Annotated in this window: 18 protein-coding genes; 6 read left to right on the forward strand and 12 right to left on the reverse strand. The window is 70.8% G+C overall.

The window, feature by feature from the left end; translation table 11 throughout:
• Positions 1-141: 141 nt before the first annotated feature.
• Entirely contained in the window at positions 142-525 is a 384-nt protein-coding gene (locus ACLQ2S_RS07585) for a phage holin family protein (protein ID WP_425701396.1), read from the reverse strand.
• Between the two features lie 166 nt (positions 526-691).
• Here ACLQ2S_RS07585 and ACLQ2S_RS07590 point away from each other — a divergent pair, with 166 nt between their 5' ends.
• The 5 genes from ACLQ2S_RS07590 to ACLQ2S_RS07610 all read left to right on the forward strand — a co-directional run bounded on the left by ACLQ2S_RS07590 (position 692) and on the right by ACLQ2S_RS07610 (position 7,880).
• Positions 692-904 carry a hypothetical protein gene (locus ACLQ2S_RS07590; RefSeq protein ID WP_155217127.1) on the forward strand — a complete coding sequence of 71 codons (213 nt, stop codon included), beginning with the start codon at positions 692-694 and terminating at the stop codon, positions 902-904.
• Positions 905-1,027: 123 nt separating this feature from the next.
• Positions 1,028-2,608, forward strand: a complete 1,581-nt coding sequence (locus tag ACLQ2S_RS07595; protein ID WP_425701397.1) for an LPXTG cell wall anchor domain-containing protein — start codon at positions 1,028-1,030, stop codon at positions 2,606-2,608.
• Between the two features lie 284 nt (positions 2,609-2,892).
• Positions 2,893-4,326 (forward strand): 3' terminal RNA ribose 2'-O-methyltransferase Hen1, encoded by a 1,434-nt coding sequence (locus ACLQ2S_RS07600; RefSeq protein ID WP_425701398.1) that lies wholly within the window; start codon positions 2,893-2,895, stop codon positions 4,324-4,326.
• Positions 4,323-6,848, forward strand: a complete 2,526-nt coding sequence (locus ACLQ2S_RS07605) for a polynucleotide kinase-phosphatase (RefSeq protein ID WP_425701399.1) — start codon at positions 4,323-4,325, stop codon at positions 6,846-6,848. Before ACLQ2S_RS07600 ends, ACLQ2S_RS07605 begins: the two co-directional genes overlap by 4 nt.
• Positions 6,849-6,944: 96 nt before the next feature.
• A complete protein-coding gene (locus ACLQ2S_RS07610) occupies positions 6,945-7,880 on the forward strand; it encodes a DUF368 domain-containing protein (RefSeq protein ID WP_155217121.1) in 936 nt (311 codons plus the stop codon).
• A 51-nt stretch (positions 7,881-7,931) separates the two neighbouring features.
• Here the strand turns inward: ACLQ2S_RS07610 and ACLQ2S_RS07615 are convergent, their stop codons facing one another.
• The 10 genes from ACLQ2S_RS07615 to ACLQ2S_RS07660 form a co-directional block, all read right to left on the reverse strand.
• The gene (locus tag ACLQ2S_RS07615; RefSeq protein WP_007454255.1) at positions 7,932-8,309 is read right to left on the reverse strand and encodes an ArsR/SmtB family transcription factor; all 378 of its coding nucleotides are present in this window, start codon (positions 8,307-8,309) and stop codon (positions 7,932-7,934) included.
• 57 nt (positions 8,310-8,366) lie between these two features.
• The gene (locus ACLQ2S_RS07620) at positions 8,367-8,897 is read right to left on the reverse strand and encodes an orotate phosphoribosyltransferase (RefSeq protein ID WP_155217119.1); all 531 of its coding nucleotides are present in this window, start codon (positions 8,895-8,897) and stop codon (positions 8,367-8,369) included.
• A 156-nt stretch (positions 8,898-9,053) separates the two neighbouring features.
• Complete coding sequence (locus ACLQ2S_RS07625; protein WP_425701400.1) at positions 9,054-9,872, reverse strand: SDR family NAD(P)-dependent oxidoreductase; 819 nt, start codon at positions 9,870-9,872, stop codon at positions 9,054-9,056.
• A gap of 41 nt (positions 9,873-9,913) precedes the next feature.
• Positions 9,914-10,573 (reverse strand): hypothetical protein, encoded by a 660-nt coding sequence (locus ACLQ2S_RS07630; protein WP_425701401.1) that lies wholly within the window; start codon positions 10,571-10,573, stop codon positions 9,914-9,916.
• Positions 10,574-10,690: 117 nt separating this feature from the next.
• Entirely contained in the window at positions 10,691-11,473 is a 783-nt protein-coding gene (locus tag ACLQ2S_RS07635; protein ID WP_425701402.1) for a hypothetical protein, read from the reverse strand.
• A gap of 116 nt (positions 11,474-11,589) precedes the next feature.
• Positions 11,590-12,192, reverse strand: coding sequence for a DUF4178 domain-containing protein (locus ACLQ2S_RS07640; protein WP_425701403.1), 603 nt, complete (start codon positions 12,190-12,192; stop codon positions 11,590-11,592).
• A gap of 72 nt (positions 12,193-12,264) precedes the next feature.
• A complete protein-coding gene (locus ACLQ2S_RS07645; RefSeq protein ID WP_425701404.1) occupies positions 12,265-13,350 on the reverse strand; it encodes a hypothetical protein in 1,086 nt (361 codons plus the stop codon).
• Between the two features lie 69 nt (positions 13,351-13,419).
• On the reverse strand, positions 13,420-13,809 hold the full coding sequence (locus ACLQ2S_RS07650; protein WP_425701405.1) for a hypothetical protein: 390 nt from the start codon (positions 13,807-13,809) through the stop codon (positions 13,420-13,422).
• Between the two features lie 66 nt (positions 13,810-13,875).
• Entirely contained in the window at positions 13,876-16,467 is a 2,592-nt protein-coding gene (clpB, locus tag ACLQ2S_RS07655) for an ATP-dependent chaperone ClpB (RefSeq protein WP_425701406.1), read from the reverse strand.
• 101 nt (positions 16,468-16,568) lie between these two features.
• Positions 16,569-17,165: a hypothetical protein gene (locus ACLQ2S_RS07660; protein ID WP_425701407.1), complete on the reverse strand. Its 597-nt coding sequence runs from the start codon at positions 17,163-17,165 to the stop codon at positions 16,569-16,571.
• A gap of 245 nt (positions 17,166-17,410) precedes the next feature.
• Here ACLQ2S_RS07660 and ACLQ2S_RS07665 point away from each other — a divergent pair, with 245 nt between their 5' ends.
• Positions 17,411-17,839, forward strand: coding sequence for a hypothetical protein (locus ACLQ2S_RS07665; RefSeq protein WP_309223068.1), 429 nt, complete (start codon positions 17,411-17,413; stop codon positions 17,837-17,839).
• Positions 17,840-17,894: 55 nt separating this feature from the next.
• On the opposite strand, the gene ACLQ2S_RS07670 is transcribed toward ACLQ2S_RS07665, so the two are convergent.
• Positions 17,895-18,110: a hypothetical protein gene (locus tag ACLQ2S_RS07670; RefSeq protein WP_425701408.1), complete on the reverse strand. Its 216-nt coding sequence runs from the start codon at positions 18,108-18,110 to the stop codon at positions 17,895-17,897.
• Positions 18,111-18,123 lie beyond the last annotated feature (13 nt).

The raw sequence follows: 18,123 nt of genomic DNA on the forward strand, positions 1-18,123 counted from the left end.
GCCGCTGTCGGCCGTACGGCCGCTGTTCTCCGTAGGGGCACGGCCGTGCGGGCCGCCTGTTCTACCTTGATGCGCCGGACCGCGCTGTCCTCCGCGGGGAAGTATCCCGTAGCGGAGCCGGACGGACACAACCGGGCCGGTTCACCGCCGGTCCGCGGTATCCGGCACCACCACACTGATCAGCCAGGTGGCCACCGCCATCACGATGGCGCCCCAGAAGGCCGCCCAGAAGCCGCGCACGTCGAAGGGCAGCCCGATCGCCCCGGCGATCCAGTCCGTCAGCAGGAACAACAGGGCGTTGACCACCAACGCGAACAGGCCGAGAGTCAGCAGGTAGAAGACGCAGCCCACGACCCTGATGACCGGCTTGAGTACCGCGTTGACCAGGCCAAAGATCAACGCCACGACGAGCAGGGTGAACGCCGTGTCGTAACCGGTGCGGCCGGTCACCTCGACCCCGGGCACGACCAGCGTGGTGATCCACAGTGCGATGGCGGTCGTCGCCAGTCGGATGAGGAAGCCCACGGCACCATCCTGGCACCGGTGACGCTCGCCGGTGGGCCGATTCGGCCGACTCGCTCACCGCGACGGCGTACCCTCGGCGGCTGCGTGGCGGCCGGTTCCCAGCACCGCGCCAGCACACCCCGTACGGTGGATGGGTACCTGTACGCCGACATCCCGGAGGCATCGAATGGGCCAGCCAGACGAGGACTTCGCCCCCGGCGACCACCTCAGCCCGGAGGAACGTGATCTGGAGGCCGAGCCGGCGGACGCCGTCGAGCAGGCCGCCGTGGTCGACCCGAGCCAGGTCGAGGTCGAGCCGCACCGCGGCCTGGAGGTCGACGACTGGGACGCCATGGAGCAGGCTCGCGTGGTCGGCGCCGACGAGGACGACTACCGCTGACGCACCGATAGATCAACCTTTCGGTCGGAGTTCGTCCCCTACGGCTGGCATGGACAGCGAAGATCTTAAAGGTTTCTTAATATCCGGGGGCTTCACCCGCACCCTTTCGGGAGGAACCCCTTCATGCTCGACCACTCCGCTCGGCGTCGGCTGGCCGGGCTGGCTGTGGCAGGCGCGCTGATCGCCGCCGTCGCCACCCCTGCCGCCCCCGCCGCTGCCGAGGAGTCCCAGGTTTCACTGGGCGTCTACTTCGGCGACACCACCATCGCCGCCGGCTCGGCTGGGAAGATCGACAGCCCGATCCTGTTCGCCTCGTCCACGGTGGTGGTGCACGACCTGACCGTGCGCTACGACTTCACCAGCCTCGCCGGCAAGGCAACGGTCACGCCCGAGAGCGACTTCAGCTTCTGCTCGACGCCCGAGCCGAACGTCCTGGTCTGCGCGGATCCGTTCGAGGTCGAGCTGTACGAGGGTGGCTTCGGCGGTCGCTACTCGGTGGTCATCGCACCGACCAAGGACGCGAAGGACGGCGACGAGGGCACCGTCAAGGTGAGCCTCAGCGCCACCGGCTACTCGCCCGTCACCCACGAGGCGCGGGTGCGGATCGGCGAGGGCGTCGACCTGGCCGCCGGCCCGTCGACGAAGCGCTCCGGCAAGCCGGGCTCGACGTTCACCGTGCCGCTGCGGATCGGCAACCCCGGGAACACCGTCGTCGAGGGCGCCGTCGCCGTCTTCCACAACGACTACGGGATCCAGCCCGCCAAGCAGTACTCCAACTGCACCTACGAGGGCACCTTCCTGCGCGCCTGTCACTTCGACCGGCCGCTTGAGCCCCGCACCAGCTATGTCGCCACCCTCGCCTACCGGATCGCCAAGGACTCGTTCGCGCCGGGCTCCCACTACGGCGAGATCCTCTGGCTGACCCCGGCCGAATTCGAGGACTACGAGGCGTACGTGACGCGTCGCGGTGCCACGTTCGGCAAGCCGGGCACCGGCGGCCGGCTCGGGCTGGACGAGGCCGGGCCGAGCCTGGCCGCGCGTACCTTCCAGGCGGACACCGAGCCGGACAACAACTGGTCGCACCTGTCGGTGACGGTCACCGGCAAGAACAGCACCGACCTCGAAGCGATCGGTGCCGAGATCTCCGGCGCGCAGGGCGACGAGGTCGAGGCCGTCGTCGGGTTCCGCAACAACGGCCCGGCCACCCTGGACAACGGCCGCTCCGGCTCCTCGGTCACCAACCTGGCCGTCGAGGTGCCGAACGGCACCAGCGCGGTACGGGTGCCGGAGAACTGTTTCCCGGTGCGCGGTGAGAACGACTGGGGTGCGCCGGGAGAGCCGGGCGGACGCACGTACCGCTGCTACACCAGTTGGTTCATCAAGGCCGGTGACGAGGAGGCCCTGACGTTCGGGTTCCGGATCGACAAGGTCATCCCGGACGCCACCGGCGAAGTCAAGGTCAACGTCCCGTGCCACTGCGACGGCGGCTTCTACGCCGACCTGAAGCCGGCCAACGACGTCGCCAAGCTCGTCGTCAACCCGAGTGGCGGCCAGGGCGGCGACGGCGGCAGCGACGACGACGGTGGTGAGCTGCCGATCACCGGCGCCAACACCGCCCTGATCGCGGGCGTCGGTGCCGTGCTGCTCGCCGCCGGTGCCGCGGGCTTCCTGCTGGCCCGCCGCCGTACCCACTTCACCGCGTAGCCCGTACGACAACCGACAGCACGACCGGTGCCCCGCCGACACCCTCGGCGGGGCACCACCCTTTTCGACACCCCACGCCACTTTCCCACTCGCCGCCGTTTCCAGACCCGCCGCAGACCTGACGCCACCGCCGCCAGCCGGACCTCGACAGGTCTGCGGGGCAGCACCACCCGCGCAGGGATCAAGCCTGACCGCCCGGAGCGGGTGGTGCTGCCCCGCAGACCCCGCCGCAACCGTCGAAAAACAGGACGGCGCAAGATCGAAAGAGCTGACACCATGGGCGGGTGCTGCTCACCCTCACCACCACGCACCAGCCGGCGACGGATCTCGGTCACCTGCTGATCAAGCACCCCGACCGGGTGCACACCTTCGACGTGCCCGTCGGCACCGCGCACGTCTTCTATCCGGAGGCAGACGAGCAGCGCTGCACGGCCGCGCTCCTGCTCGACGTCGACCCGCTGAAACTGGCCGCCGCCCGGGGTCGCGGCCGGAAGCCGACCACGACGCCGGAGAGTTTCACTCTCGGGCGGTACGTCAACGACCGGCCGTACGCCGCGTCCAGCCTGCTCGCCTCGGCGCTGTCGAAGGTGTACCGCTCGGCGCTGCGGGGTGCGTCCAAGGAGCGTCCCGAGCTGGCCGCCCGAGGCATCCCGCTGGAGGTCCGGGTTCCGGTGCTGCGCTGCCGTGGCGGCACCGACGTGGCCACCCGGGTGTTCGGCCCGCTCGGTTGGGCGGTCACCGCCACCGCCATCCCGCTCGATGAGCTGCACCCGCAGTGGGGCGACAGCCGCTACATCGACCTGACCCTCACCGGCACGCTGCGGGTGGCCGACGCGCTCAACCATCTGTACGTGCTGCTGCCCGTGCTGGACGACGCGAAGCACTACTGGGTGGCCCCGGACGAGGTGGACAAGCTGCTGCGGGCCGGCTCAGGCTGGTTGGCCGACCATCCCGAGCGTGGACTGATCATCCGCCGCTACCTGGCGCACCGGCGGGCGTTGGCAGGTCAGGCACTCCAGCGGCTGGACGCTCAGCGACCCACCGACGAGCCGACCGTCGACGACGCGGTGGCGGACCCGGCACCGGCCGAGTCGACACCCCGGGCTCCGCTGGCCGCCCTGCGTCGGGAGGCGGTACACGCCGCGCTTGTCGACGCGGGCGCCCACCGGGTGCTGGACCTGGGCTGCGGTGGCGGTGCGCTGCTGGCCACGCTGATCGGTGACCGCCGGTTCACCGAGATCGTCGGCACCGATGTCTCCACCCAGGCCCTCTCCATGGCCGCCCGGCGGCTGCGGTTGGACCGGCTGCCGGAACGCCAACGCACCCGCGTCACGCTCCAGCAGTCCGCCCTCACCTATCGCGACGATCGGTTGCGCGGGTACGACGCGGCGGTGCTGATGGAGGTCATTGAGCACGTCGACCCGCCCCGGCTGCCGGCTCTGGAGGACGCTGTCTTCGGCTACGCCCGACCTACGACGGTCGTGGTGACCACGCCGAACGTGGAGCACAACGTGCGCTACGAGGGGTTGCCGGCGGGCACGTTCCGACATGCCGACCACCGCTTCGAGTGGACCCGCGCCGAATTCGGCGAATGGGTCCGGCGGGTGGGCGCCACATACGGCTACTCGGCCGTGGTGCACGGCGTCGGTACGGACGACCCGGAGGTCGGAGCCCCCACCCAGCTGGCCGTGTTCACCCGTGCGGAGGCACCCCGATGACCGTCCTCGACATTCCCGAACTGGCGCTGGTGGCACTGGTTGGCATCTCCGGCTCCGGCAAGTCGACGTTCGCCAGCCGCCATTTCATGCCCAGCCAGGTCCTCTCCTCCGACGCCTTCCGGGCGATGGTCGCCGACGACGAGAACGACCAGTCCGCCTCGGCGGAGGCCTTCGACGCACTGCACTACATCGCGGGCAAGCGGCTGCGCGCTGGACGGCTCACCGTGGTCGACGCGACCAATCTCCAGCCACACGCCCGAGCCGCCCTGGTCCGGGTGGCCCGCGAACACGACGTGCTGCCGGTGGCGATCGTGCTGGACGTGCCGGAGACGCTGGCCTGGGAGCGTACCGAGGCCCGGTCCGACCGCACCTTCGGCCGGCAGGTGCTGACCCGGATGTCCCGGGACCTGCGGCGCACCTACTCCCAGCTGGCGCGGGAGGGCTTCCGCAAGGTGCACGTGCTGCGCGGTGTCGACGAGATCGAGGCCGCCGAGATCCGCTACGAGCGGCTGTTCAACGACCGGCGCGAGCTGACCGGTCCGTTCGACATCGTCGGTGACGTGCACGGTTGCCGGGCCGAACTCGAGGCGCTGTTGACCCGGTTGGGCTGGCAGCTGCACCACGACGACGCCGGACGGGCGGTGGACGCGACGCATCCGTCGGGGCGTACCGCCGTGTTCGTCGGCGACCTGGTGGACCGCGGACCGGACTCGCCCGGGGTACTTCGCCTGGTGATGGGCATGGTCACCGCCGGGCACGCGCTCTGCGTGCCCGGTAACCACGAGCAGAAGCTGCTGCGGAAGCTGCGCGGCCGCAACGTGAAGGTGGCCCACGGTCTGGCCGAGACGTTGGCGCAGCTGGCGGCGGAGCCGACCGAGTTCACCGCCGAGGTGGCCACCTTCGTCGACGGACTGGTCAGCCACTACGTGCTCGACGGCGGCCGGCTGGTGGTGGCGCACGCCGGGTTGAAGGAGGAGTACCAGGGCCGGGCGTCCGGGCGGGTGCGCGCGTTCGCGTTGTACGGCGAGACCACCGGCGAGACCGACGAGTACGGCCTGCCGGTGCGCTACCCGTGGGCCCGGGAGTACCGCGGTTCGGCCATGGTCGTCTACGGCCACACCCCCACTCCGGAGCCGGAATGGGTGAACAACACCATCTGCATCGACACCGGCTGCGTCTTCGGCGGTCAGCTGACCGCCCTGCGCTACCCGGAGCGGGAACTGGTGGCGGTGCCGGCGGAGCGCGAGTGGTACGCCCCGGTCCGGCCGCTGACCGCCGCGCCGACCCGGCCCGACGAGGTGCTGGAGCTGACCGACGTGTCCGGTCGGCGGCACGTGGAGCACGCGTACGGTTCGCTGACCGTGCCGGCGGAGAACGCCGCAGCGGCGCTGGAGGTGATGAGCCGCTTCGCGGTCGACCCGCGTCGGCTGGTGTGGCTGCCGCCGACCATGGCGCCCTGCTCGACGTCCGAGTTGGACGGCTACCTGGAGCATCCGGCGGAGGCGTTCGCCGACTACCGGGCGGCCGGCGTGGACCGGGTCGTCTGCGAGGAGAAGCACATGGGCTCCCGGGCCGTGGTGCTGGTCTGCCGGGAGCGGGACGGTGGCCCGTTCGGGCCGGGCGGCGGGGTGGTGCACACCCGGACCGGTCGGCCGTTCTTCGGTGAGCCGCTCGACACCGAGCTGCTGGACCGGGTACGCGCGGCGGTGACAGGTGCCGGGCTCTGGGACGAGCTGGCCACCGACTGGCTGCTGCTCGACTGTGAGCTGCTGCCGTGGTCGGCGAAGGCCGCCGGCCTGATCCGCGAGCAGTACGCGGGGGTCGGCGCGGCTGGCCGGGCCGTCCTGCCGGTGGCATTGGCGACGCTGGACGCGGCCATCGGTCGCGGGCTGGACGTGACCGAACTACGGGACCGGACCGCGCGCCGCCACGACAACGTGTCGGCCTACACAGCGGCGTACCGGGCGTACGTGGGACCGACCGATGGGCTGCGCGGCGTGCGACTCGCGCCGTTCGCGGTGCTCGCCGGGGCGAAAGCCAGCCACAGCGACCGGGATCACGGCTGGCACCTGGCGTTGGCCGATCGGCTCTGCGCGGCCGACCCTGAGTTCTTCACGCCTACCCGGCGTCGGATCGTCGAACTGTCCGACGACGGCTCGGTACGGGAGGCGACCGACTGGTGGCTGGCGCTGACCGCAGCCGGCGGCGAGGGCATGGTCGTCAAGCCGTACGCGGGCCCGGCCGCCCGTAGCGAGCGTGGCTCGCTGCTCCAGCCGGGGATCAAGTGCCGGGGCCGGGAGTACCTGCGGATCATCTACGGTCCGGAGTACACCGAACCGGAGCAACTGGCCGCCCTGCGGCGCCGTTCCCTGGGCCGCAAGCGGGGCCTGGCGCTGCGCGAACACGCGCTCGGCCTGGCCGCCCTGGACGCTCTGGTCGACGGTGCCCCGCTGTGGCGTCGGCACGAGCTGGTCTTCGCCATCCTGGCCTGCGAATCGGAGCCGGTCGACCCGCGGCTGTGACCTGGCCGGGCGGGCGGAGACGACCCCGGTAGCCTGAGTGACCGTGGCGGTCGCCACACGGGCCAGCGATCGAGCGATTCACGGAACGGAATCTTCATGGCATTGGGCGAACGAGTAGGCCACGTCCTGCGCGGCACGGCCATCGGTGTGGCCGAGGCCGTGCCGGGCATCAGCGGCGGCACGATCGCGCTGGTGACCGGCGTCTACGAGCGGCTCATCGCGTCCGCCGGGCATGTGGTGAACACGGTGCGGTACGCGGTCTCCGACATCCCGCGTGGACGCGGCTGGACGCGGGCGGGACACCAGCTACGGCAGGTGCACTGGGAGGTGGTGATCCCGCTGCTGATCGGTATGCTGCCCGGCCTGCTGATCGCGGCGAAGGTGCTCGAACCGCTGCTGGTCGACTATCCGGAGCAGACCAGGGGGCTCTTCTTCGGGCTGGTCCTCGCCTCGGTGCTGGTGCCGATCTCGATGATCGGCAAGCCGTGGCGCGGGCTGGAGGTGGCCGCGCTGGTCACCGCCGGAGTGGCGGCGTTCCTGATGACCGGGTTGCCACAGGCCACCATCGAGCCGCACCCGCTGGTCGTGCTCGTCGCGGCGGCGGTCGCGGTCTGCGCCCTGGTGCTGCCCGGGATCTCCGGGTCGTTCCTGCTGCTGACCGTCGGCCTGTACGAACCGACCATCAGTGCCGTCAACGACCGCGACTTCGGTTACCTGGCCATCTTCGCGACCGGCATGGTCATCGGGCTGTCCCTCTTCGTCAAGCTGCTTCAGTGGCTGCTTGAGCGCCACCGCCGGATGACCCTGGCGGTGATGACCGGCGTGATCCTGGGCAGCCTGCGGGCCCTGTGGCCGTGGCAGTCCGAGGACCGCGACCTGCACGCACCGGGCGACCACGTCGTGTCCATCGTGGCCCTGGCGCTGCTGGGCGTCGCGGTGGTCTCGGCAATGATCATCGCCGAGCGTCGCCGGTTGCGCCGGGCCACCCGGGACCTCACCGAGGAGACGTACGAGACGCCGCACGTCGGCTGACACCCACCGCTTGGTGGCTGCCCTGCCGGGCGGCCACCAAGCGGTTCTGGTTCAGCGAGCCTTCTTGGTGGCCCGCTTACGCGGCGGAGTCAGCAGGTCGGCGATCGTGGCGATCGCACTCGGTACCAGGCGGTAGTAGGCCCACACACCGCGCTTCTCCCGCTCCAGCAAGCCGGCCTCGGTGAGGATGCGGAGGTGGTGGCTGACCGTCGGCTGGGAGAGTCCGAGCGGCGCGGTGAGGTCACACACGCACGCCTCCCCCTCGGGTGCCGACTGGATCAGGCTGAGCAGCCGCAGCCGAGCGGGATCGGCAAGGGCCTTGAGGACCCCCGCCAGACGCTCGGCGTCGGCGCGTTCGATCGGCTCGCCGGCAAGCGGCGAGATCTGAGGCATAGTCATTTCGGCCAACGCAGTTCCCACGTATTCCATCCTTCCACCAGCAGCATCGATCCGCCTGCATATCAGCAGATCCGAATAGGCAGACTTTTACGCCACAAGGCCGAGGTCAGCCAACGTATAGGCCGCCCGATAGGGCAATCCGGCGGCTCGCACCGCGTCGCCGGCGCCACGATCAACGATAACCGCCACCCCCACGACCTCGGCTCCCGCCTCGCGAAGGGCCTCGACCGCGGTCAACACGCTTTCCCCGGTTGTGGAGGTGTCCTCTACCGCGAGCACTCGACGCCCCGCCACCTCAGGGCCTTCGATTCGACGTTGCAGCCCGTGTGTCTTGCCCGCCTTGCGGACCACGAACGCGTCCAGCGAACGCCCGGCGGCGTGCAACATCGCGCAGGCGATCGGGTCGGCCCCCAGGGTCAGGCCACCCACCGCGTCGTACGACCAGTCGGCGGTCAGCTCCCGCATCACCCGTCCCACCAACGGTGCCGCCCGGTGATGCAGCGTGACGCGACGCAGATCTACATACCAGTCGGCCTCCCGCCCCGAGGAGAGCACCACCCGCCCATGGACCACAGCCAGGTCGGAGATGAATTTACGCAGGTCGTCGTGGTCCCCCATGGCGATAGAGGGTACTGCGCAAGTCTGTGTGCCGGGTGTGCGGGCCACCCCGGTCAACCCTTCCGGGGGACAGATGAGTGGCGATGTCCGGTTACGCTACGTCGATCATATTGGCGGATCGAGTGACGTCACCGCCACCGTCGCGTCGGAGCCGCCTCAGCGACGGTCGCGGCCGATGCGTCCACGGGTGTCCCGGGAGACCACCTCCAGCAGCCGACGCGGAGCGTGCCGCATCCCCGCCACCGCCAGCTTGTACTTCCACGACGGAACGCTCACCAACTTGCCTTTGCGCAGGTCACGCAGGGCTTCATCGACCACATCGGTCGCGTCGAGCCACATCCAGTCGGGGGTTTTCGACATGTCGATGCCGGCTCGTTGGTGGAATTCGGTACGGGTGTAGCCCGGGCAGAGCGCCATCACGCGTACGCCGAACGGGCGGGCGGACTGCCCGACGGACTCGCTGAAGTTGGTGACCCACGCCTTGCTGGCCGAGTACGTCGAGCCGGGCATCACCGCGCCGAAGCCGGCCACGGAAGAGACATTAATCACTGCCCCGCTGCGCCGTTCGGTCATCGTGGCCAGCGCGGCGAGGGTCAGCCGCAGCACCGCCTGCACCTTCAACCGCAGCAGCCGGGTCTCGTCCTCGACGGTCGAGCGGAGGAACGGCTTGTTCAGGCTGATGCCGGCGTTGTTGACCAGAAGCTCGACGGGCGGCCCATCGGCCAGCCGTCGTTCGACAGCGGCGCAACCGTCGTCGGTGGACAGATCGGCGCTGACGATCTCGGTCTGTACGCCGTGCCGGCCGGTCAGCTCGGCGGCCTGGTCCGCCAGCCGCGCCGAGTCCCGGGCGACCAACACCAGATGCCATCCGTCGGAGGCGAGCCGGGTGGCGAACGCCGCCCCGATGCCGGCCGTCGCGCCGGTGATCAGCGCCCATCGATCGCTGGTCGTCCGGTCGGGCGTCACGGGCGTCATCACCTCGGTGGTACGGGGGCGGGTGCGCCCCGGAGCAGCGGTCACGGTTGGTACGGCGGCGGCTGGTGCGGCGGCGTCGCCGGTGGGTCTCCGAAGGGTGGGTTGGGTGGCTGGTACGCGAATACCGGTGGCCGGGGTGCGGGCGGTCGCCGGAACCAGGCGTTGGCCGCAGGCATCGCCACCAGCACGGCTACCACAAGGTAACCGAGCACCTGGGCGATCGAAAGGGCGACGGTGAGCGGAATCCACCAGGACGGGTGGGCGTCCGACGAGAGGTTGAGCAACTCGGCGGTGTCGTGGTCGCCCTGGAACTCCAGGGGCACTGCGCGCTGCACGATGAGCATGACCAGCCCACCACACCCACAGAACACGCCCAACCCGGCGACCACCCAGGTCACCACCCGTGCGGCAGGCCGACCGGCGGCCACTCCCAACGCCAGGCTGACCAGGAGCAGGCCGGCGAAGATGCTCAGCACCGCCGACACCACGACCGAGGCCCGCAGCAACGCGGCCAACGCGTCGACCTGGCCGGAGTCGACATCGGTACCGGCCGTCGAGCGGAACCGGTCCACCGTGCCCTGGACGGACGCGAGCCCGAGCACCGCGTACGTGAGTGCGCCGAGCCCCATCACCGCCAGAGTCGCCGCAGCCAACGTGACCGCAACCGGCCGGCGGGCCGGTGCCTGTTCGGGGTACGACACGACGAGTCCCTCCGGTAGGCGTCGGAAGCAACCTACTCGGAGGGACCGTCGCGGTCGTGTCTGACGCGGGTGTCGACGTCCGTCGGCCTGGACACCGGCACCCGCCGCCGGACCGAGTCAGCTGGGGCGATCGGTGGGCGGCTGCCCGCCGGGCTGGTCCGGGCCGCCGGACGGCGGCGTCTGACCACCCTGGTCACCGGCCGGAGGCTGACCCCCGGTGGCCGGGTACCCGGGATCGGCCGGCTGCTGCGGGGTGCCCGGGTAGCCAGGGGCCGGCGGGTAGCCGGGCTGGCTCGGGTACGCGGCGCCGGGAGTCGGCGGCTCCCACTGCTGCGTCGGCTTACGGAAGAACTCGTTGGCCTTCGGCAGCGCCAGCAGGATCAGCGCGACCAGCAGCGCGATCAGGCTGATCACCCCGAGGAGGATGCTGACCGGCGTCATCCAACTCGGCAGCGCGTCCTCCAGTCGGCGCTGGATCTCCTCGCCACTGGGCATGTCACCACTGCTGTCACCGGGCGTGCTGAGGTTGCCGGCGAGTCCGCTGAGCAGGTTCAAGCCGGTGCAGCAGAACAGGATGCCACCGACGATCCAGGTCGCGATCCGGGAGCCGTTCTTGCCCCGCAGGTTCAGCAGTCCCAGGCCGGCCGTCGCGAAGGCCATCACCAGCAGGAAGACGACGGTGACGACGGTGATCACGACGGTGATGTCGGCGACGTTCTGCGCGCCCTCGACGGTGGAGTCCCGGTAGGCGTCCTCCATCACCTCGCGCACGGTGCCGATGGTGGACAGCGAGATGATCACGCTGATCAGTTGACAGAGCGCGAACAGCAACAGCAGGTAGGTGGATATCGTCACCACGCCCGGCCGTGGCCGGGTCGGGGTGTTCTGAGGGTCGACCATGGTTCTCCCTTCCTGGAACGCGCTTCACCGTATCGGCAACCAGCCAATCCGGCACGGTGCGACGCCGAGTGGTGGGCGCATCACAGCTACCCGGTCGATTGGGATCGATCGGGACGTCAGTGTCGGCTCTGCGGGTGGACGGTCACCTCGTCGCTGTCGAGCCGCTCCCCTCGGGCCATCTCCCAGCCCGCCTCGCCGTACGCCTCGAAGGTGAGCCGCGCCCCGCCCGGGCCCCGGTAGTCGTGGTAGCGCATGGTGCCGCTCGGTGCCAGCTCAGCGACCTCGGACGCGGTGTACCGGGCCTGACCGGACTCGTGCCAGCTGTAGCGCAGGTCGCCGAACTCCACCACCGGCGCGCCCGGCGTGACGGTGGCGTCGCGTGGTGCCGTCTCCCACAACACCAACTCGAACCCGGGGCTCTCCGCCACCGAGAGTCGCCGCCGGCCACCATGCTCGTCCAGGTCGTCGAGGAGGTGTTGGGCCCACCGCCACTCGCCCTCCACCAGGCGGATGGAGCCCCGCACGGCGTACGTGGTGTCGCCGATCTCGACGATGTCGCCGACCTCGATCCGGCGCGGATCGGGTCGAGGCCCGCCACCGTGGCGCTGCCGCCCGGCCACCGACGCTCCTGACCGGTTGCGCCACCAGCGCAGCGCGAACCCGACCACGGCCAACCCGACCAGGCAGCCGGCCGCCAGGTACGCCGATGTGCCGTCCACCAGGTCACCTCCCGAACAGTTCAGCGGGGACGTCGACCATGATCCGGGCAGGTCACGCCGTTCGCCAACCGGCTACCGGTCCGCCTGATCCGGTCCGCCGGAGGTGGCACCCCCCGGCTCGCCACCGTCGGTGGCAGTCGGACCGTCGGACGCCGGTGGAGCCGCCGGTGCCGGCGGTGTGTCCTGGGCGGTCGGCGCAGCCGCCGGGGGATACCCGGCCGGATCCGGGCCGCCCACGGCACCGGGCGCGACATACCCGGGCACCGCATACCCCGCGCCGGGCACCCCATACCCCGGCGGCGGATAACCCGGCGGATACCCCGGCGGCGACGGATAAGCCGACGGCGACGGGAAGCCAGGCGGTGGGTAGGCCGACGGTGCTGGGTAGCCGGGCGGCATCGGGTAGCCGGGAGTGGGAGCAACGGGAGGGGCCATGGGCATGGGGTAGCCGACCAGGTAGGCGTTCGGGATGTCGCCGCCGGTGGGCCAGGCCGCCACCGGCCCGGTGCGGGGCACGAACCAGCGGTGGGCCGGAGGCAGCGCCAACAGCAGCACCACCGCGGCCGTGAGCAGGAACACCAGCAGCACGCCGAGTCCCGCCAGCGGCAAGAGGACGTCGAACGAGTCCCGTTGGCTGTAGAGCGCCTCGGAGAAGTCCGACTCCGGCCAGATGTCGTTGTCCGGCGGCGGCATGCCCTCCGGGTACGACTCGTCGATGTACGGCGCCTCGGCCATCGTGATCATCACGCCGGCCGGGATCAGGAACGCGCCGATGCATCCCTGGGCGACGCAGAGCAGCAGTTGCACGCCACCGGCCACGAAGACCATCGTCCGGGCGGTGTTGCTACCGGCGCGTACCCGGGGTGCGGTCAGGCCCAGCCAGAGCGCCAGCAACAGGGCGGGCAGCCCGAACACCGTCGCCATCACGACGCCGCCCCAGCGCTCTGCGCTTACCTCGTCGGGGTCTGCGGAGGGCACCCGCTGCACGGCGCGGTCGATCGCGGCGTCCCACCGGACCGCCTCGACCACCACCAGGGCGACCAGGCCGAGCAGGATCAGCACGGCGGCGAGTTGCAGCCAGAAGGCCACCGTCACGGTGCCGGGACGGGGCGGACGGGGCGGGGGAACGGCTGCCGACGATTCGGCGGTCGCGGTCATAGCCCGGACGGTACGGTCCGCTGGCAAGCACCGGCAGCACCGTTCGGGCTGACCCGACCGGTGGTCGGATCATGCTCCGGCGAGCCGCTCGGCGGCGTACTCCCCGACGGTGGTGCTGCCCATCACGCATCCGCTGATGTTTCGCACCTGCGCCGGATCCCCGCGCAACGACGTCCAGGCCGCCCGCCCGGTCGCCGGATCCAGCAGTTCCAGCAGTTCCAGCAGGGTGGCGGCGTACACGCGACCGGCGGGACCGCCGGTGGTGAGCAGCCGGTCGAGCAGGTCGCGTACGGACGCCGGGTGGTCGGTCACGGCCGCCGCCACCCGTTGGTACGCCTCGGTCTCGGGCAACAACCGGCCTGCGATTCCGACCCCGCCGAACGCCACCGTGGTGGCCTGACCGAGATCGGTGACCGCCTTCGCCAGCTCCGAATCCTTCTTGCGCCGAGTCCCGAACATGTCTCCATCCTCACCCCGCAGCCCCGCCTCCGCTCGTCGGAGGCGGGGCTGCGGGGGACGGACGGGTCAGCTGGCCGTGACCGACAGGCCGTCCTTGCCGTCCCGGAGGTCGACCCGCACCGTGTCGCCGTCACGGACGTCGCCGGCGAGCAGGGCCCTGGCGAGCTGGTCGCCGATCGCCGACTGGACCAGGCGCCGCAGCGGGCGAGCGCCGTAGATCGGGTCGTACCCGTGCTCGGCGAGCCATCCACGGGCGGCGTCGGTGACCTCCAGCGTCAACCGACGGTCCGCGAGGCGCTGCCGCAACCGCTCCAGCTGAATGTCCACGATGGCCCGCAGGTCGTCACCGTGCAGGGCGGCGAAGACCACGATGTCGTCGAGCCGGTTGAGGAACTCCGGCTTGAAGTGCGACCGGACCACCGCCAGGACCGCCTCGCGGCGCTGCTCCTCGGCCAACGTCAGATCGCTGATCACCGCCGAGCCGAGGTTCGAGGTGAGGATGAGGATGGCGTTACGGAAGTCGACCGTACGCCCCTGACCGTCGGTGAGCCGGCCGTCGTCGAGCACCTGGAGCAGGATGTCGAAGACGTCCGGGTGAGCCTTCTCCACCTCGTCCAGCAGGATCACCGAGTAGGGCCGACGGCGTACCGCCTCGGTGAGCTGGCCGCCCTCCTCGTAGCCCACGTAACCGGGCGGGGCACCGACCAGGCGGGCCACGGAGTGCTTCTCGCCGTACTCGCTCATGTCGATGCGGACCATCGCCCGCTCGTCGTCGAAGAGGAACTCGGCGAGCGCCTTGGCCAGCTCGGTCTTGCCGACACCGGTCGGGCCGAGGAAGAGGAAGCTACCGGTCGGGCGATCCGGGTCGGCGACCCCGGCGCGCGCCCGGCGGACGGCGTCCGAGACCGCGGCGACCGCCTCGCGCTGGCCGACCACCCGACCGGTCAGCGACTCCTCCATGCGCAGCAGCTTGGCGGTCTCTCCCTCCAGCAGCCGACCGGCGGGAATGCCGGTCCAGGAAGCGACCACGGCGGCGATGTCGTCCGCGCCGACCTCCTCCTTCAGCATCGCTCCGGCCGACTGGAGCCGGGCCAGTTCCTCCTCGGCGGTGGCCAGCTCGGCCTTCAGCGCCGGGATCCGGCCGTACCGCAGCTCGGCGGCGCGTTCCAGCTCGCCGTCGCGCTCGGCCCGCTCGGCCTCACCACCGAGCCGCTCCAGCTCCTCCTTGGCGGTGGAGAGCTTGGTGATGTGGCTCTTCTCCAGCTGCCAGCGCTCGGAGAGGGCGGTGAGCTGCTCCCGCTTGTCGGCCAGTTCCCGGCGCAGTCGCTCCAGGCGCTCGGCGGACGCGGCGTCCGGCTCCTTGGCCAGCGCCATCTCCTCGATCTCCAGCCGGCGCACCGCCCGCTCGATCTCGTCCACCTCGACCGGGCGTGAGTCGATCTCCATGCGCAGCCGGGAGGCGGACTCGTCCACCAGGTCGATCGCCTTGTCGGGCAGGAAACGGTCGGTGATGTACCGGTCGGACAGGGCGGCGGCGGCGACCAGGGCGGCATCGGTGATGCGTACGCCGTGGTGCACCTCGTAGCGCTCCTTGAGCCCACGCAGGATGCCGATGGTGTCCTCCACGGTGGGCTCACCGACCAGCACCGGCTGGAAGCGGCGCTCCAGCGCCGGGTCCTTCTCGATGTGCTCGCGGTACTCGTCCAGCGTGGTGGCGCCCACCATGCGCAGCTCACCACGGGCCAGCATCGGCTTGAGCATGTTGCCGGCGTCCATCGAGCCCTCGCCCTTGCCGGCGCCCACGACGGTGTGCAACTCGTCGAGGAAGGTGATGACCTGCCCGTCCGAGTTCTTGATCTCCTCCAGGACGGACTTCAGCCGCTCCTCGAACTGCCCCCGGTACGACGCACCGGCGACCATGGCCCCGAGGTCGAGCGAGACCAGCTTCTTGTCCCGCAGCGACTCCGGCACGTCACCGGCCACGATCCGCTGGGCCAGGCCCTCGACGATCGCGGTCTTACCGACGCCGGGCTCACCGATCAGCACCGGGTTGTTCTTGGTACGCCGGGACAGCACCTGGATCACTCGGCGGATCTCGGAATCCCGGCCGATCACCGGGTCGATCTTGCCGTCGCGGGCGCTCGCGGTCAGGTCGACGCCGTACTTGCTCAGCGCCTGGTAGGTCTGCTCCGGATCGGCGCTGGTCACCCGCCGGTCCCCGCCGCGTACCGTCGGGAAGGCCGCCACCAGGCTCTCCTCGGTGGCGCCGACGGCCTTGAGCGCGGCGGACACGGCACCGCCGACCCGGGCCAGCCCGGCGAGCAGGTGCTCGGTTGAGGTGTACTCGTCGCCCAGCGGACGGGCGATCTGCTCGGCGGCGCCGATGGCGTTGACGAACTCGCGGGCCAGCGTCGGCTCGGCGATGCTGGACCCGCGTGCGGCGGGCAACGCGTCGACGGCCCGCTGTGCGGTCCGGCGCAGTTCGGCCGGGTCGGCCCCGACGGCGCGCAACAGGCCGGCAGCGGTCGAACCCTCGGTGTCCAGCAGCGACAACAGCAGATGCCACGGTTCGACGGTCGCGTGCCCACGCTGGTTCGCCAGGGCGACGGCACCGGTGATGGTCTCGCGGCTGCGGGTGGTGAGGCGTTCGGTGTTCATGGGCTCCCCTGGATCGGTGTGTCCACTGGTACCGACAGAACCAGAGTTGAGTCTATTCCACTCAACTCAACCGGTGTGATCTACACCACCAGTTGACACACTCAGTCGCTCACCAGGTGGATCCCCACCCAGTCCCGCTGGGTGTAGCGACCCGCACCGAGCAGCACACTGCCCGGTGCCGCCGCGAACAGGGTGCCGTCGGCCAGCACCCGGTACCAGTTGGCCATGCCGCTACGCCGCCACAACACCGGGAAGGACCTCGGATCGGGTCGCTCGCCGATCAGCCACATGTCGTCCCGCGTCACCGCCGCGCGCAGCACGCCGATCTCCCCCTCGGGCGGCAGGGTCACCCCCTCCCAGGTGCTGCCGTCCAACGTCGTGGCGACCGCCGGTCCGCCGTCCTCGGTCAGCCCGGTCACGACGACCGGGTGGTAGGTCGAACTCAGCACGTTGGCGCTACTGTCCAGCACCGTCTGCACCACGGGCACCGGCGGCTGGGTGGGCAACGGGCGCAGCTTCCCGGCGTCCCAGCGCCCCACCTTCCCCGTCCCTTCGATGAGCTGGATCGTCCCCTGGGCCTGCCGCCACTCGGCCGGAGCGGCCTCTCCCGGGCTGTGCCGGAAGGTCCACCAGCCGTGCGGCTCGACCCAGAGGGCGAGCATGCCGATCGTGGCGTACAACTGCTGGTTGTCCGCCACCGGCCTGGGATGGCGCAGTCGTTGCCAGGAGCGCCCGCCGTCGCACGGCCGCTGTGACGCCTCGGCCGAAGGTGGCGGACGTCGGCCTGCTCGACCGTCCGGTGGAGCCCGGTCGACCAATAGATGCCGAATTGCTTCCCGCAGGGGCTACCGGTACTCACCAGTACCGCGTTAACGTGTCGCCCCAGCAGCCAGGGTTCGCGGTGGGCGGACGCCCCCGCGGGCGAAATGCGGAAGGTTGGCCGGTGAGCGTGCAGGAGTCAGCGTTCCACGGCTTCGCCAACCCCGTCGACCCGACCCCGGCGGAGTTGCGAGCGTGGGCCTATCACCCTGATTCGGTCCCGTTGACGTCGATGCCACCCGACTGGGACCTGCTCGTCTCCGGTGACCGGTTGGTGATGACGCTGTTCGACCTCGCCATGGACCCGCACTGTCCGGCTCGTCGCTTCGCGCTGCACTGCCTCTACATCTACGCCGCCGACGGAATCCGGACGAACTTCCGGGCACACCCGAAGCGCCGCTTCCGCAAGCTCGTGGACCAGGCCGAGCGCAACGGGGACGAGATGATGCGTACCTGGGCGCACAACAGCCGGGTCCTGCTGACCCGGCCGGAGCTGTTCGTGTACCGGGAGTGGTGCGAGGGCGGCCTGGTGCGGGAGAACCGCCGGCTCTGACCTGCCGAACGGGCCGGGACCCCCCGTGGCTCCCGGCCCGCACGTCGGCGGATCCTCAGCGCGCCCCGCCCCGTTCGGTGGGCAGCCCGTCGGCGTCACAGCCGACCGAACCGCCTTCCGCGGCATCCCGATCGCCGCTGAACCTGCCGACCCGGATCTGGTCGGCGAAGCGTCCCTCGGTGATCCGGTCGAACCGGTTCTGGATGGCCTCCGCCAGGTCGTCGAGGCGTTGCTCCATCTCTTCGGCCACCAACTTCGCCGATTCCGTCATGGCTCCCCCCGCC

This window comes from Micromonospora sp. DT48 (assembly GCF_049844495.1).
In the GTDB taxonomy this organism is placed as follows: Bacteria; Actinomycetota; Actinomycetes; order Mycobacteriales; family Micromonosporaceae; genus Micromonospora.